The organism is Myceligenerans crystallogenes (genome assembly GCF_039529775.1).
GTDB lineage: Bacteria > Actinomycetota > Actinomycetes > Actinomycetales > Cellulomonadaceae > Myceligenerans > Myceligenerans crystallogenes.
The window spans coordinates 609,807-624,891 of the sequence record NZ_BAAANL010000001.1 but is presented as its reverse complement, the minus strand read 5'-3'; the positions used below and the strand labels follow the sequence as shown (position 1 = coordinate 624,891).

The following is a 15,085-nucleotide window of genomic DNA, read 5'->3' as shown; positions in this document are numbered from 1 at the left end:
CGACGGCACGCGGACGTCGCACCGCCGGGCTCCGGCGGGCACCCGGGAGCCGTACCTCGCCGTTCCAGCCCCACCCGGAGGCACGACCGCGGGCCGCTACTCCTCGTCGTGACCCAGGTCCGGCTCCGCCACGAACCGCGCGTGAGCCGACGCCGCGCCCTGCAGCTCCAGCACCACGAGCTCGTTCCGCTCCTTGACCACCGGTCCGGGGACGTAGAGCGTCCGCGTGGGGCCGTGGCTCCAGTACCGGCCCAGCGGCCAGCCGTTCACCCAGGCCAGGCCCTTGGTCCAGCCGTCCAGCCGCAGGAAGTGGTCCGCGCCCGCCACGCTCCGGAACTCCCCGCGGCACAGCACCGGCCCGGCGAAGGGCTGCTCCGGCCGCACCGCGGCCGCCTCCGCGAGCGCCGCGCGCACCTCGTCCGAGAGCAGCCCGTCGGGCCCCTCGAGCGCCAGCGGCGTCACCTCCCACCCGGCGACCTCCCGCGTGGCGGTGCGGGCCGGCCCGATCAGCCCTTTCGCCTCGCCGATCCGGGTCCCGTAGTTGACCCGCCCCTGGTCCTCGACCAGCAGCGTCAGCTCCCCGTCCACCGGGGGCAGCGGCAGGGTCCGTTCGCCGAGCGTCCGGCTGAGCGTCCCGATCGGCCGCCCGTCGACGTGCGCGATCGCCCGGTCGCGCACCTCGCCGAAGGTGATCGCGCCGTCGTCGGCCCGGACGCGGGTGGTGTACACGGACAGGCCCGACCAGTGCCCGACGTCGTCGTGCGCCGGCAGCCGGTCGTGCCGCCCGGCGGTCCCGGGCCGGGCCGGGACGCGGCTCAGCGGGACCCGCCCGGAGAGCGGGACGTCGAGCACGGGCGCGGGTGCGGGCGCCTCGGGTACCTCGGCCGGCACCTCGCGGTACCGCGAGATCACCTCGCGCATCGCGAGGTACTTCGCGGTGGGCGCCCCGTGCTCCGCCAGCGGCGCGTCGTAGTCGTACGACGTCGTGATGGGCAGGTACGTGCCCTTGTCGTTGGCGCCGCTGGTGAACCCGAAGTTCGTTCCCCCGTGGAACATGTACAGGTTCACCGACGCCCCGGCCGCCAGCAGGTCGTCCAGGTCCTGGGCGTTCACCGCCGGCGGCGCCACGTGATGGTGCTGCCCCCACGAGTCGAACCAGCCGTTCCAGAACTCCATGCACATCAGCGGCCCGTCGGGCTGGTGCCGCCGCAGCACCTCGAGCCGTTCGGCGGCCCGCGACCCGAACGACGCCATCTTGTGCAGCCCCGGCAACCCGCCCCGGGACTGGTGGTGGTCGTCGGCCTGGTCCACGGTGAACAGCGGCACGTCGAGGTGCTCCCGCATCAGCCCGACCAGCGCCCGCAGGTACTCCGCACGCGCCTGCGGCGGATCGTCCCCGTAGGCGCCGTACTCGTTCTCCACCTGCACCATCAGCACGGGCCCGCCCACGCTGACCTGCCGTTTCGCCACGATCGGCAGCAGCTCGCGGAAGTACTCCCCGATCGCCTCCAGGAACCGCGGCTCCGCCCGCCGCACGCCGACCGCGCCGCCGCCGTCGGCGCCACCGCCACCGTCGCCGTCACCGTCGGCGCCACCGCCACCGGACGCGAACAACCACGCCGGCAGCCCGCCCCCGTCCCACTCGGCGCAGATGTACGGCCCGGGCCGGACCACGGCGTGCAGCCCTTCGGCGGCGACGAGATCGAGGAACCGCCCGACGTCGTACCGTCCCGCGGTCCGGAACTCCCCGCGCGCGGGCGAGTGGAAGTTCCACGGCACGTAGGTCTCCACGGCGTTCAGCCCCATGAGCCGTGCCTTGCGGATCCGGTCGGCCCACTGGTCCGGGTGGACCCGGAAGTAGTGCAGCGCCCCGCTGACGAGCGCGAGGGGTTCCCCGTCCAGGAGGAAGTCCCGTTCCCCGATCTCGAAGGTGCTCATCCGCCGACCGTGAACCCCTGGTCGGCGCCGTAGGCCTCGTTCTCGGCCTGCCAGGCCGCGAGGCTGTCGGCGAGGGTGGTCTCGCCGAGCCACGCCGGGCCCATGGTGTCCGCGAAGATGTCGTTCGCGTACGACTGCCACGGCAGGTACTGCCAGCCCTCGTTCACGTCGGAGGCGCCGGCGGCCAGCACCTCGTTGATCTTCTGCCCGCCGAAGTACTCGGACTCGTAGCCCAGGAACTCCTCGGACCCGAGGTGCTCCACGGTGGCCGGGAACCCGCCCGTCTCCAGGAACGCGGAGATCGACTCGTCGCTGGAGTTCAGCCACTTCAGGAAGCCGACGCCGAGCAGCTTGTTCGGCGCCTGCGCGGGCACGGCCTCGGCGGACCCGCCGTTCTCGGCGTTCGTGGGCGTGCCGTCGTAGGTGAGCATCGGGGCGACCTTCCAGTCACCCTTGCCCTCGGGCACGCCGTCCTCGAGGATGCCGGGCATCCAGGCGCCGAGCGTGACGGCCGCGATCGTGCCGTCGTTCAGCCCCGCGTACCACTCGTCGCTCCAGCCGGGCATGTCGCACAGGATCCCGGCGTCGATGATCTCCTGGTAGGTCTCGGCCCATCGCGCGGTGCCCTCGTCGGCCAGGTCGATCGTGACGGACTCGCCCTCGGTCCGGAACGGCTGCCCGCCCGCCTGCCAGACGAGGCTGGTCGTCAGGCCGGGGTCGCCGGTGTCGTTGCCGATGCAGGCGTCGGGGTCGGCCTTCTTGATCGCCCTGCCCGCCTCGAGGTACTCGTCCCAGGTGGCGGGCACGTCGACGCCGAGCTCGGTGAACACCGACTCGTTGTAGAAGAACGCCATGGGCCCGCTGTCCTGCGGCAGCCCCCAGATGCCGTCGTTCTGCGCGACGGCGCCCCAGGTCGAGGCCGTGTACAGGCTCTCCAGCTCGCCGAACTCGTACGCGCTCAGGTCCGTCAGGTGACCCGGCAGCTGGAACTGCGGCAGGGACTGGTACTCGATCTGCACGACGTCGGGCACGCCGTCGCCCGCGGCCAGCACGTTCTGCAGCTTCTCGTTGGCCTCGCCCGCGCCGACGGTGTCGGTCAGGTTGACCCTGACGTTCGGGTACGCCAGCTCGAAGGCCGCGATCTGCGCCTCGGCCTGCGGCGTCCACGTCCAGTAGTCGATCTCGCCGCCCTCCTCGAGGGCCGCCTCGATCTCCTCGGCGGTGGCGCCCTCGCCACCGCCGCCGCCGGCGGGACCGGCGTCGGGGGTGCAGGCGCTGAGCGCCCCGGCCAGGGCGATCCCGGCGCCCGCGGCCAGGACCCGTCGCATGGTGTGGTTCCTCATGGTGATCTCCCGCATCGTTGTCGGTGAGGTGGTTCGTGGGTAGGAATGGGTTCGTGTCCGACGACGACGCCGCGCCCGCCACCTGCGCCGCGGGCCGGCGGCGACGTCGTCGTACGGCCTACTGCTTGACGGACCCCGCGCTGAGGCCGGACTGCCAGTACCGCTGCAGCACGAGGAACGCGACGACGATCGGCACGATCGTCAGGAACGCCCCCGTGATGACCAGGTGGAACACCGGCGCGGCGCCGATGCCGGAGGCATCGGCGAGCCAGCGGTACAGGCCCAGCGTCAGGGGGAACAAGTTCGGGTCGTTGAGCATGATCAGGGGCAGGAAGTAGTTGTTCCAGGTCGCGACGATCGCGAACAGCAGCACGGTGACGACGCCCGGGGCCAGCAGCCGCAGCGAGATCGTGAAGAACGTGCGCAGCTCGCTCGCGCCGTCCACCCGCGCGGCCTCCAGCAGCTCGGTGGGCACCGCCTCGGCGGCGAACACCCACATCAGGTACAGCCCGAACGGCGAGACCAGCGACGGCAGGATGACCGCCCACATCGTGTTGGTCAGCCCGATCTCGCTGAACATCAGGAACGTCGGGACGGCCAGGGCGGTCCCCGGGACGGCGATCGCGCCGAGCACGACCGCGAACACCGCCTTGCGCCCCCGGAACCGGTACTTGGCCAGGCCGTAGCCGCCGGCGGTGGCCAGCAGCGTCGCGCCGCCCGCGCCCACCACGACGTAGATCACCGTGTTGACGAACCAGCGGGTGAAGATGCCGCCGTCGTACGTGAACACCTCCCGCAGGTTCGAGAACAGCGAGAAGCTGTCGCCGAACCACAGGCCGAACGAGCCGAGCAGGTCCGGCTGGTCCTTGGTGATGCCGAACAGCATCCAGGTCAGCGGCAGGATCGAGTAGACCACGAGGAAACCGAGCAGCACCGTCAGGGTGACGGACTTGCGCGGACGCGAGTAGCTGTAGCCCGCCATCAGTCCTCCCTCCGCATCCCGCGCAGCTGCACGAGGTAGGCGATCAGCGCGGTGATCACGCCCATCACGATCGCGACGGTGGCCGCGTAACTCACCTGGTTGCCCCGGAAGCTCAGGGTGTAGGCGTAGATGTTGGGCGTGTACGAGGTCGCGATGAGGTTCGGCGCGAGCTCGCGCAGGATCTGCGGCTCGTTGAACAGCTGGAAGCTGCCGATGATCGAGAACACGGTCGCGATCACGAGCGCGCCGCGCACGGCGGGCAGCTTGATGTGGCGCACGACGCCGAACTGGCCGGCCCCGTCGATCGCCGCGGCCTCGTAGGTCTCCGTCGGCACCGTCTTCAGCGCCGAGTACAGGATCAGCATGTTGTAGCCGACGAACTCCCACGTCACGATGTTGCCGATGGACGGCAGGATCCAGCCTCTCGTGTAGGGCGCCAGGAGCTCGAACCCCGCCAGGTCGTTGAGCGAGCCGGTCAGGCCCACCCGGTCGGAGTACATGAAGCCCCACATCATCGCTGCCACGACGCCCGGGACCGCGTACGGCAGGAAGAGCGCCACGCGGAAGAACCGCTTGCCGTGCAGCCGTCCCGAGTCGATCGCCAGCGCCGCGAGCAGGGCGAGCGCCAGCATGACCGGCACCTGCACCGCGAGGAACAGCATCACGCGCAGGGCGCCGTCCCAGAACTTCGGGTCCTGGAACACCTCGGCGTAGTTGGCCGGGCCCACGAACCGCGTGCCGCCCATGAGCTGCGTGCGGAACAGGCTCAGGTACAGGGAGTAGACCAGCGGCGCCACGAAGACCAGGGCGAACGCGATCAGGAACGGCGTCACGAAGCCGATGCCCGCGCGGGACACGCGGGCGGTGAGCCGGCCGGCCGGGCGGGGCCGGGCGACGGGTGGTGGTGCGGACATCCTCGTCCTCTCGTCGGCATCGGGTGACGCGATTGTGGCGCACGGCGCACTGTTAACGCAAACATTCCCGGGCGACAGTTACCCCACCGCAACGTCGCCGCACAGTAAGGTCAATTCCATGAGCGAGTCCAGCCGCAGATCAGGTGGCCGACGACGGCCGGCCCTGCCCGGCCCGTCGATGATGGACGTGGCGGCGCTCGCGGGGGTGTCGGCACAGACCGTGTCCCGGGTCGCCCGCGGCGAGGCCACGGTGCGGCCCGGCACCGCCCGGCGCGTGCGTGACGCGATGGAGCAGCTCGGCTACTCCCCCAGCCGCGCCGCGCGCGCCCTGCGGTACGGGCAGTTCGGGACGGTGGGGATGGTGGCGCACCGCCTCGCGCGCACCGGCGAGTCCCGCACGGTGGAGGCCGTGGTCGAGGCCGCGCAGGCGGAGGGGTACACGGTGACGCTGGTCGACGTCGCCTCACCCGAGCCCGACGACGTCTCGGCCGCGGTCGCGCGGCTGTCCCACCAGGACATCGACGGGCTGATCATCGTGCGCGCCGAGACCGCGACGCCCGACACGCTCGCGCTGCCGGCCCACCTGCCGGTGGTGGTGTCCGACTCGCGCTTCGTGGGCCACCACCCCGCCGTCGGCGCCGATCAGACCGGGGGCGCGCGCACCGCCGTCGGACACCTGCTGGGCCTGGGGCACGCATGCGTCCATCACCTGGCCGGGCCCGAGGACTCCACCCCCGCGCGGCAGCGCGAGGAGTCCTGGCGGAAGGCGCTCGCCGAGGCCGGCGCGACCGCGCCGGAGGTGGTGCGCGGGGACTGGTCGGCGGCGTCGGGGTACGACGCCGGACGGGCGCTGGCCGCGGATCCGCGCGTGACCGCCGTGTTCGCGGCCAACGACGAGATGGCGGCCGGGCTGATCCGCGCCCTGCACGAGGCCGGGCGCGCGATCCCCGGCGACGTCTCCGTGGTGGGGTTCGACGACATCGACCTGTCGGCGCAGCTCTGGCCGCCGCTGACGACCATCGAGCAGGACTTCGCGGAGATCGGCCGCCGCCTGGTCAACCTGCTCCTGCGTCAGGTCCGCGACGCGGAGGACCTGGCGGACACCCACGAGGTCGTGCCGGTGCGCCTGGTGGAGCGGAGCAGCACCGCGCCGCCCCGCTCCACCCCGTGACGACTCAGGCGTAGGCGCCGCGGCGCTTGCTGACGATGTCCAGGGCCACCGCCAGGAGCAGCACCAGGCCCTTGATCGTCTGCTGCCAGGCGGCGTCGACCGCGAGGATCGACAGGCCCATGTTCAGCACGCCCATGATGAGCGCGCCGATCATCGCGCCCGAGATCCGGCCGACGCCGCCGCGGACGGCGCAGCCGCCGATGAAGCACGCGGCGATCGCGTCCAGCTCGTAGAGCTGACCGGCCGCCGCGACGCCCGCGCCGGCGCGCGACGTCGTCACGATGGCCGCGACCGCGGACAGCAGGCCCATGTTGACGAAGATCATGAAGTCGGTCAGGCGCGTGCGGACGCCGGACAGCTCGGCCGCGTGCCGGTTGCCGCCGACGGCGTAGATGTGCCGCCCGAACACGGTCCGGCTGAGCACGAACGTGAAGAGCAGCACCAGGCCGCCCACCACGAGCAGCACGATAGGCGTGGCCCGCAGCGCGATCCAGTAGGTCAGGATGCCGATCAGCACGACGACCACGACGTTCTTCGCGAGGAAGATCCCCATGGGCTCCACGGCGAGGTCGTGCTTGATGAGGCCGCGGCGCGCGCGCCACTGCGAGAACACGAACCCGGCCATGCCGAGCACGCCGATGAGCAGCGTCAGGGCGTCCAGCGCGCCCGCGAAGCCGAGCACCGAGGGCAGCTCGCCGCCGGCGATGGCGATGAACTCCTGCGGCAGGCCCGCCTTGGTCTCGCCGACGATCACGATCGCGAGGCCGCGGAAGATCAGCATGCCGGCCAGCGTCACGATGAACGCCGGGATGCCCAGGTACGCGACCCAGAAGCCCTGCCAGGCGCCGATCAGCAGCCCCAGCACCAGGGAGACCAGGATCGCGGCCGGCCAGCCCCAGCCCCAGTCCGCCATCATGATGGCGGCCGCGCCACCGATGAACGCGACCAGCGAGCCGACCGACAGGTCGATGTGCCCCGCCACGATCACCATCACCATGCCGATGGCGAGGATCATGACGTAGGCGTTCTGCTGGATCAGGCTGATGATGTTGTCGGGCAGCAGCAGCCGCCCGCCGGTCATCCACTGGAACAGCAGGACGATGAGCAGCAGCGCACCGACGATCCCGTACTGACGTGCGTTGCGACCCAGATATTCGGTGACGGTGTTCATCGGGTCTTCTCCATGGTCATGTACCGCATGAGTTCTTCCTGTGTCGCCCGCTCCCGCGGGACCTCGCCGGTGATCCGGCCCTGCGACACCGCGTAGACGCGGTCGCAGACGCCGATCAGCTCGGGCAGCTCGGACGAGATGACGATGACGGCCTTGCCGGCCTCGGCGAGGGCGTTCACCAGCGAGTAGATCTCGTACTTGGCGCCGACGTCGATGCCGCGCGTCGGCTCGTCGAGGATGAGCACGTCCGGGTCGCTGAAGACCCACTTGGACAGCACGACCTTCTGCTGGTTCCCGCCGGACAGCTTGCCGACCACCGACTCGACGGTCGGCGCCTTGATGCCGAAGTCACGCCGGTACCGCTCCGCGACGGTCATCTCCTCCTCTCCGCGGATCACGCCCATCCAGTCCATCAGCTTGCCGAGCGCCGACGACGAGATGTTCTCCCGGATCGTCTGGATGAGGTTGAGCCCCAAGCTCTTGCGGTCCTCGGTGGTGTACGCCAGCCCGTGCCGGATCGCCTCGGGCACGTTCCGCAGCTGGATCTCCTTGCCGTGCTTGTACACGCGCCCGGAGATGTTGGTCCCCCAGGACCGCCCGAACAGCGACATCGCCAGCTCGGTCCGCCCGGCCCCCATGAGCCCGGCCAGCCCCACGATCTCCCCGGCCCGCACGTTCAGGTTCGCGTGGTCGACGACGACCCGCTCGGTGTCCACCGGGTGGTGCACGGTCCAGTCCTCGATCCGCAGCACCTCCTGCCCGATGGTGGCGTTCCGCGACGGGAACCGGTTCTCCAGCGACCGCCCGACCATCCCCCGGATGATCCGGTCCTCGGTCACCGGCTCCGCGCCGTGCAGGTCCAGCGTCTCGATCGTCCTCCCGTCACGAATGACGGTGACCCGATCCGCCACCGAGGTGATCTCCCCCAGCTTGTGGCTGATGATGATGCAGGTCATCCCCTGGTCCCGGAACTCCCGCAGGAGCTGCAGCAGGTGCTCGGAGTCGTCGTCGTTCAGCGCGGCGGTCGGCTCGTCGAGGATCAGGACGTCGACCTTCTTCGAGAGCGCCTTGGCGATCTCCACCAGCTGCTGCTTCCCGACCCCGAGCTCCGACGGCGTCGTCCCCGGATTCTCCTTCAGCCCCACCCGGGCCAGCAGATCCGCGGCGGCGCGGTGCGTGGCATTCCAGTCCAGCACCCCGGCCCCGGCCTTCTCGTTCCCGAGAAAGATGTTCTCGGCGATCGAGACCTGCGGGATCAGCGCCAGCTCCTGATGAATGATGACGATGCCGCGGGCCTCGCTGTCCCGGATCCCCCGGAACTCCACCGCCTCGCCGTTCAGCCGGATCTCCCCGGAGTACGACCCGTGCGGGTACACCCCGGACAGCACCTTCATCAGCGTGGACTTCCCCGCGCCGTTCTCCCCGCAGATCGCGTGGATCTCGCCACGCCGGACCTGCAGGTTCACGTCCTGCAAGGCCTTCACGCCAGGAAATTCCTTGGTGATCCCCAGCATCTCGAGGACAAGGTCCCCGCTTACCTCAGTCATGTTCTCTCCCGTGCCCCGAAGTCAGATCCAGGCCGCATGCTTCCGTCGCCTCGGTCGGCCAGGAGGCTGCGCCGGGCGGGGACGTCCCGCCCGGCGCAGCCGGGCAAACTCAAGGCGTCAAGCCCGGATCAGAGACCCAGGTCCGCCGCGTCGTAGAACCCGGATCCCACCAGGACCTCTTCCACGTCGTCCTTCGTCACGACCTGCGGCTGCAGCAGGTAGGAAGGCACGACCTTCACGCCGTTGTCGTACGACTCGGTGTCGTTCACCTCGACCTCTTCACCCTTGACGATCTGGTCCACCATCGTGGCGACCTGCTCGCCCAGCGTGCGCGTGTCCTTCCAGACGGTCATCGACTGCTTGTCCGCCAGCATGTTCTTCGTGTTCGCCTCGTCGGCGTCCTGACCCGTGATGAGCGGCCAGTCCTTGCCCGGCTCGTAGCCGGCGCCCTCGAGCGCCTGCTCGATGCCCAGCGCCAGCGAGTCGTTCGGGGAGAGCACGACGTCGACCTTGTCGCCGCCCGAGTAGAACGAGTTCAGCCGCGTCTCCATCTCGGACTGCGCGCCGGCCGTCTTCCAGCCCTGGATGCCGACCTCGGTCCAGTCGTCCACGGTCTCCGGGGCCTTGCCGGACGGCACCTCGAGCACGCCGTCCTCGATGTACGGGGACAGCACGTCCCAGGCGCCCTTGAAGAAGAACTTCGCGTTGTTGTCGTCGGGCGACCCGGCGAACGGCTCCAGCGTGAAGGGGCCCTCCTCGCCGTCCTCCAGGCCGAGCTGGTCCACGATGTACTCGCCCTGCAGCGTGCCGACGAGCTCGTTGTCGAACGTGGCGTAGTAGTCCACGTTCTCGGTCTCGTTGATGAGGCGGTCGTAGGCGATGATCGTGATGTCCTTGTCGGCCGCCTCCTGCAGCACCGGCGCGAGGGCCGTGCCGTCGATCGAGGCGATGACGAGGATGTCGGCACCGTCGTTGACCATGTTCTGGATCTGCGTGATCTGCTGCTCGACCTTGTCGTCGGCGTACTGCAGGCTGGTGGCGTAGCCGGCGTCCTTGAGCAGCGAGTCCAGGTGGGTGCCGTCGTTGTTCCAGCGCTCGAGCGAGCGGGTCGGCATCGCGATGCCGACCAGCGTCTCGTCGCCGCCCTCTTCCTCGGTGGCGGCACGCTCGGCGCTGCACGCGCCCAGGGTGCCGACGGTCAGTGTGGTGGCAGCCAGTGCCGCGGCGATGCGGCCGAAACGGCGCAGTGACATCGTCGTCTCCTCATTCTTTCGTCGTCGAAAAACCGGTCGCCCGGACGCTAGCACCCTGAGTTCGGGGTTCAACCTCAGTCCGGCGAATCGTGACCTTATTGTGTTCGAGTCCCTAACGCAAAGCCACGGTCACCCCCGACCCGTTCGCGTTAGAGTTCCGGCGTGACCAGGAGCCGAACGCCCGGCTCTGCGACCTCCATGCGGGAGGCGAACCGGGCCCGCATCGTCGATGCGGTCAAGCGGTACGGCGGGCTGACCCAGGTCGAGCTCGCGTCGGCCACGGGCGTCTCCACGGCGACCGTGTCGACGATCGTGCGCGAGCTGCTCGCCGCGGGCGTCGTCGAGACGCACTCGACCTCCCGCTCCGGGCGCCGGGCGACCCGCGTGACGATGGCCCGCCAGCTCGGCCTCGTGGCCGGCGTCCAGGTCGGCCCGCGCACGCTGCGCGTCGCGCTCAGCGACCTCGCGCTCGACGTCGTCGCCGACCAGTCCATGCCGCTCCCCCTGGACCACCGCGTCGACACGACGCTCGACCGCGCCGCGCTGCTCGTGGCGGACCTGCTCGAGCAGGTCGGGGCCGACGACGACGAGCTGCTGGCGCTGGGCCTCGCGCTCCCGGCGCCGGTCGACGGGGCCACCGGCGAGCTCGCCCTGCGCGGCGCGATGCGCGGCTGGGAGGACACCGAGCTCGCGACCATGCTGTCCCGGCGGATCGAACGCCCCGTGCACGGCGACAAGGACGCGAACCTCGGCGCGATCGCCGAGCACGATCTCGGCGCGGCCCGCGGCCGCCGCGACGTCGCCTACGTCCGGATCGGGCACACGACGACGGCGGGCCTGCTGCTGGACGGCAACCTCCACCGCGGCCGGGGCGGCACGGCCGGCGAGATCGGGCACGTGCAGGTCGACCCGTCCGGCCCGGTCTGCCGCTGCGGCAACCGCGGCTGCCTCGACACCGTGGTCAGCGCGCCGGCCCTGCTCGGGCTGCTCCGCGCGAGCCACGGCGACCTCACGCTCAAGGACCTGCTGCTGCGCGCGGCCGACGGCGACCCGGGTTGCCGCCGCGTCCTGTCCGACGCCGGGCGCGCCGTCGGCCGGGTGGTCGGCGACCTGGCCACGACGCTGGGCCCCGAGGCCGTCGTCGTCGGCGGAGAGCTCGCCGGCGCCGGTGACGTGCTGCTCGAGCCCCTGCGGGAGGCCGTCGCCTCCCGCGCCGTGCGGACCACCCACGGCCCGGTACCGGTGCTCGCGGGCGAACTCGGCGAGCGAGCCGAGATACTGGGCGCACTCGCCCTGGCCCGCCGCCAGACCCAGATCGAACTCACCCAGGGAGGCACGACGTCGTGACCCGCTCCCAGCCCGTGCTCTCCGTGCGCGGCCTCCACAAGTCCTTCGGCCCCGTGCGGGCGCTCGACGGCGTCGACCTCGAGGTGCACCGGCACGAGGTGGTCGCGCTGGTCGGCGACAACGCGGCCGGGAAGTCGACCCTCGCCAAGGTGATCGCGGGCGTGCTCACGCCCGACGCCGGGACCGTCGTCGTGGACGGGAAGGCCGTGCCGCCGGGGTCGCCGGCCACGGCCCGCTCGCTCGGCGTGGCCACGGTGTTCCAGGACCTCGCGCTGGCCGAGAACCTCGACGTCGTGCAGAACCTGTTCCTCGGGCAGGAGCTCGCCGGGAAGGGCGGCCTCGGCCTCGACGAGGCCACGATGGAGAACCGCGCGCGGGAGATCCTCGCGTCGCTGACCTCACGGATCCCGTCGGTGCGCACGCCCCTGTCGGCGTTGTCGGCCGGGCAGCGGCAGACGGTGGCCATCGCGCGGACGCAGCTCGGCGACCCGAAGGTCGTGGTGCTCGACGAGCCGACCGCGTCGCTGTCCGTCGCGCAGACCGCGGAGGTGCTGACCCACGTCCAGTCGCTGCGCGACCTCGGTCACGGCGTGATCCTCATCAGCCACAACCTGTCGGACGTGCTCGCCGTCGCCGACCGCGTCGAGGTGCTCCGCCACGGGCACAACAACGGCTCGTTCACCGCGGCGGAGGTCACCCACGAGGCGGTCGTGGCGGCGATCACGGGGGCCACCCGGCTGCGGAGGTAGCGGCGGCCCCGCTGCGCGGCCCTACTGCGCCGGGGTCTCGTCCTTGACCTCGACCGAGCCCAGCACCCGCCGCAGGTAGGTGTAGGTGAGGTCGCCGGCCGCCTGGTCGAACTGCTCCTCGTAGCCGTTCCTGGTGTACAGCGACAGGTTCTGCTTCGAGTCCTTGCCCGTGAACACCCACACCTCGGTGATGTCCGGCGGCAGGTACGGCGCCACCGCCATCAGCATCTGCGTACCGATGCCCAGGCCCTGCTTGTCGGGCGCGACGGCGAGCCGGCCGAGCGTGGCCTTGGAGCCCTCCAGCTCCACGCGGATCGAGCCGATGAGGCGGTGGCCCTCCCACGCGCCGACGGTCACGACGTCGTCGCGCGCCATGTCCTCGCGCAGCTCGTGCAGCGTCTGCGTCAGCGGCGGGATCCTGGGGTCGTCGTAGAGCTGCGCCTCCGTCACGAACGCGGCTCGGCGGAGGGTGAGAAGTTCGCCCGCGTGGTCGTCCTCGACCAACGCGATCTTCGTGGGTGCGTCGCTCATGCGGACATCGTCGCAGAGTCCGGGCCGCGACAGGGCCCTGTTCGCGCTCCGTGGACAGGTGTCCCGAGGCATCCCGCGCCGGGGGCCGCCGCGATCCGGCGATGGGACGTGCGCGCGCGGCGGCGTCGTCCGCCATACGCTTCCCTCGTGACCGCGCAGAACCTCCCGGACGACCGGCCCCGGCACTGGATCCTCACGCTCTCCTGCCCCGACGGGCCGGGCATCGTGCACGCCGTGGCGGGCGTGCTCGCCGAGCACGGCGGAAACATCACGGAGTCGCAGCAGTTCGGCGATCCCTACTCGGGACGGTTCTTCATGCGGGTGCAGGTGGAGGCCGCGGCGTCGCGCGAGGAGCTGACGACGGCGCTCGGCGGCGTCGCCGAGCGCTTCGACATGACCTGGGACCTCGACGTCGCCGGGCGCCCGATCCCGACGCTGCTGCTCGTCTCCAAGGCGGCGCACTGCCTGGTGGACCTGCTGTACCGGGAACGGTCGCAGCACCTGCCGATCGACGTCGTCGGCGTGGTGGGAAACCACCGCGACCTCGAGGACATCGCCGAGTTCTACCGCAAGCCGTTCCACCACGTGCCGGTCACCAGGGACACCAAGGCGGAGTCGGAGGCGGCGATCCGGGAGCTGATCACGGGGACCGGTGCGGAACTCGTGGTGCTCGCGCGCTACATGCAGATCCTGTCGGACGAGATGTGCCGCGACCACGCCGGGCGGATCATCAACATCCACCACTCGTTCCTGCCGTCGTTCAAGGGCGCCGGCCCGTACCGGCAGGCGCACGACCGCGGCGTCAAGATCATCGGCGCCACCAGCCACTACGTCACGGGCGACCTCGACGAGGGCCCCATCATCGAGCAGGACGTGGAGCGCGTCGACCACGCCGCGACCATCGACGAGCTGGTCCGCATCGGCGAGGACACCGAGCGCCGCACCCTGGCCCGCGCGGTGCGCTGGCACGCCGAGCACCGGGTCCTCCTGGACGGCCACCGCACGGTGGTCTTCCGCTGACCCGGGCGGCGGCTCAGGGGCAGGTGTAGGTGACGCCGTCGACCTGGTGCGTGCCCGGACCCAGCTCGGAGCACTTGTCCATCAGCCCGCCGACGCCGGTCGCCAGGCCGATGCCCCCGATGACCAGCCAGAGCACGCCGATGATGATGCCGGCCCAGGCCAGGCCGTTGCCCAGGCCCGCCTTGCGCGACTTCACCAGGCCGATGACCGACACGACGATGCCGATGAGAGCCGTGCAGCCGAGGATCGACAGGACGAGCCCGACGATGCCGAGCGTCTTGCCGGGGTTCTGGCTGCCGGGGCCGCCGGCCGGCTGTTCGTAGGGCTGGTGCCCGGAAGGGCCCTGCGTGTACGGCTGCCCGCCGTAGGGCTCCTGCCCGGACGGCTGCTGCCCGTAGGGATCGGGCGACTGCGGCTGCCCCGGTCCGGGAATCGTCATGGTGGCCCTCCCTCGAGTCCGGGCGCCGGACGAGCACCCGTCCCAGCAGGCTGCCACAGAATCTTCACATCCGCCCTCCGGCGCCGTCGCGGGCCCGGAAACGCCGGGTGGCCGTGACCACCACGGTTCGGAACTGCCGAACCGCGGCCGGTCACGGCCACCCGGGATCACGCCGGTGGCGTCGCCGTCACTCGCAGGTGATGGACTGGCCCTGGACCTCGTGCACGCCCGGGCCGTAGGCGTCGCAGACCTGCTGCATCGCGTCGGTGCCGACCTGCGCGGCGAGAACGACCATGATGATGGTCGCGACGATCGCGAGGACCATCACGATGATGCTGACGATGATGCCGCCCTTGGCCAGGCCGTTCTGGAAGCCTGCCGCCTTGGACTTGTTCTGCGCGATGATCGACACGATGAGGCCGATCAGCGGAGCGATGAAGGCCAGGATCAGGCCGACGACGCCCATCGTCTTGCCGGGGTCCTCGGCACCGGCCACGGGCTGCTGCTGCTGACCGGCGTCGGAGTACGTCATGATTTCCTCACATTTTTCGACAGATAGGTGCGACCGGAGACTCCCACAAGACACCCTCCGCCGCCACCACAAACCCCCACCTGAGACCGGATCGAGACGGGGACTTCTCCCCATCCCGATCCGGCCGGCTCGGGCCGGCGCCCGGACC

General features: G+C 71.0%; 14 protein-coding genes. 4 read left to right on the top strand and 10 right to left on the bottom strand.

Features of this window, described 5'->3' with window-relative positions; translation table 11 throughout:
* Window positions 1-96: 96 nt before the first annotated feature.
* From ABD208_RS02550 to ABD208_RS02535, 4 genes are all read right to left on the bottom strand, one after another.
* A complete protein-coding gene (locus ABD208_RS02550; protein ID WP_344099172.1) occupies window positions 97-1,938 on the bottom strand; it encodes a glycoside hydrolase family 35 protein in 1,842 nt (613 codons plus the stop codon).
* Window positions 1,935-3,281 carry an ABC transporter substrate-binding protein gene (locus ABD208_RS02545; protein WP_344099170.1) on the bottom strand — a complete coding sequence of 449 codons (1,347 nt, stop codon included), beginning with the start codon at window positions 3,279-3,281 and terminating at the stop codon, window positions 1,935-1,937. The genes ABD208_RS02550 and ABD208_RS02545 overlap by 4 nt, the downstream gene beginning before the upstream one ends.
* 118 nt (window positions 3,282-3,399) lie before the next feature.
* The gene (locus tag ABD208_RS02540) at window positions 3,400-4,263 is read right to left on the bottom strand and encodes a carbohydrate ABC transporter permease (RefSeq protein ID WP_344099168.1); all 864 of its coding nucleotides are present in this window, start codon (window positions 4,261-4,263) and stop codon (window positions 3,400-3,402) included.
* The gene (locus ABD208_RS02535; protein ID WP_344099165.1) at window positions 4,263-5,177 is read right to left on the bottom strand and encodes a carbohydrate ABC transporter permease; all 915 of its coding nucleotides are present in this window, start codon (window positions 5,175-5,177) and stop codon (window positions 4,263-4,265) included. The genes ABD208_RS02540 and ABD208_RS02535 overlap by 1 nt, the downstream gene beginning before the upstream one ends.
* A gap of 118 nt (window positions 5,178-5,295) precedes the next feature.
* Here ABD208_RS02535 and ABD208_RS02530 point away from each other — a divergent pair, with 118 nt between their 5' ends.
* Window positions 5,296-6,348 carry a LacI family DNA-binding transcriptional regulator gene (locus ABD208_RS02530; RefSeq protein WP_344099163.1) on the top strand — a complete coding sequence of 351 codons (1,053 nt, stop codon included), beginning with the start codon at window positions 5,296-5,298 and terminating at the stop codon, window positions 6,346-6,348.
* Window positions 6,349-6,352: 4 nt separating this feature from the next.
* Here ABD208_RS02530 and mmsB read toward each other — a convergent pair whose 3' ends face one another.
* From mmsB to chvE, 3 genes are all read right to left on the bottom strand, one after another.
* On the bottom strand, window positions 6,353-7,519 hold the full coding sequence (gene mmsB / locus ABD208_RS02525; RefSeq protein ID WP_344099161.1) for a multiple monosaccharide ABC transporter permease: 1,167 nt from the start codon (window positions 7,517-7,519) through the stop codon (window positions 6,353-6,355).
* A complete protein-coding gene (gene mmsA, locus ABD208_RS02520) occupies window positions 7,516-9,066 on the bottom strand; it encodes a multiple monosaccharide ABC transporter ATP-binding protein (RefSeq protein ID WP_344099159.1) in 1,551 nt (516 codons plus the stop codon). The genes mmsB and mmsA overlap by 4 nt, the downstream gene beginning before the upstream one ends.
* Before the next feature lie 128 nt (window positions 9,067-9,194).
* Window positions 9,195-10,319, bottom strand: a complete 1,125-nt coding sequence (chvE, locus tag ABD208_RS02515) for a multiple monosaccharide ABC transporter substrate-binding protein (protein ID WP_344099157.1) — start codon at window positions 10,317-10,319, stop codon at window positions 9,195-9,197.
* 162 nt (window positions 10,320-10,481) lie between these two features.
* On the opposite strand from chvE, the gene ABD208_RS02510 reads away from it, so the two are divergent.
* Both ABD208_RS02510 and ABD208_RS02505 read left to right on the top strand, forming a co-directional pair.
* Window positions 10,482-11,666 carry an ROK family transcriptional regulator gene (locus ABD208_RS02510; protein ID WP_344099155.1) on the top strand — a complete coding sequence of 395 codons (1,185 nt, stop codon included), beginning with the start codon at window positions 10,482-10,484 and terminating at the stop codon, window positions 11,664-11,666.
* Window positions 11,663-12,415, top strand: a complete 753-nt coding sequence (locus ABD208_RS02505; RefSeq protein WP_344099153.1) for an ATP-binding cassette domain-containing protein — start codon at window positions 11,663-11,665, stop codon at window positions 12,413-12,415. The genes ABD208_RS02510 and ABD208_RS02505 overlap by 4 nt, the downstream gene beginning before the upstream one ends.
* A gap of 21 nt (window positions 12,416-12,436) precedes the next feature.
* On the opposite strand, the gene ABD208_RS02500 is transcribed toward ABD208_RS02505, so the two are convergent.
* The gene (locus ABD208_RS02500) at window positions 12,437-12,946 is read right to left on the bottom strand and encodes a GNAT family N-acetyltransferase (RefSeq protein WP_344099150.1); all 510 of its coding nucleotides are present in this window, start codon (window positions 12,944-12,946) and stop codon (window positions 12,437-12,439) included.
* A 147-nt stretch (window positions 12,947-13,093) separates the two neighbouring features.
* Between ABD208_RS02500 and purU the strand changes: the two genes are divergently transcribed.
* Entirely contained in the window at window positions 13,094-13,966 is an 873-nt protein-coding gene (purU, locus tag ABD208_RS02495; RefSeq protein ID WP_344099148.1) for a formyltetrahydrofolate deformylase, read from the top strand.
* A 13-nt stretch (window positions 13,967-13,979) separates the two neighbouring features.
* On the opposite strand, the gene ABD208_RS02490 is transcribed toward purU, so the two are convergent.
* Both ABD208_RS02490 and ABD208_RS02485 read right to left on the bottom strand, forming a co-directional pair.
* Complete coding sequence (locus ABD208_RS02490; RefSeq protein WP_344099146.1) at window positions 13,980-14,405, bottom strand: DUF4190 domain-containing protein; 426 nt, start codon at window positions 14,403-14,405, stop codon at window positions 13,980-13,982.
* 187 nt (window positions 14,406-14,592) lie between these two features.
* The gene (locus ABD208_RS02485; RefSeq protein ID WP_344099144.1) at window positions 14,593-14,937 is read right to left on the bottom strand and encodes a hypothetical protein; all 345 of its coding nucleotides are present in this window, start codon (window positions 14,935-14,937) and stop codon (window positions 14,593-14,595) included.
* Window positions 14,938-15,085: the final 148 nt, after the last annotated feature.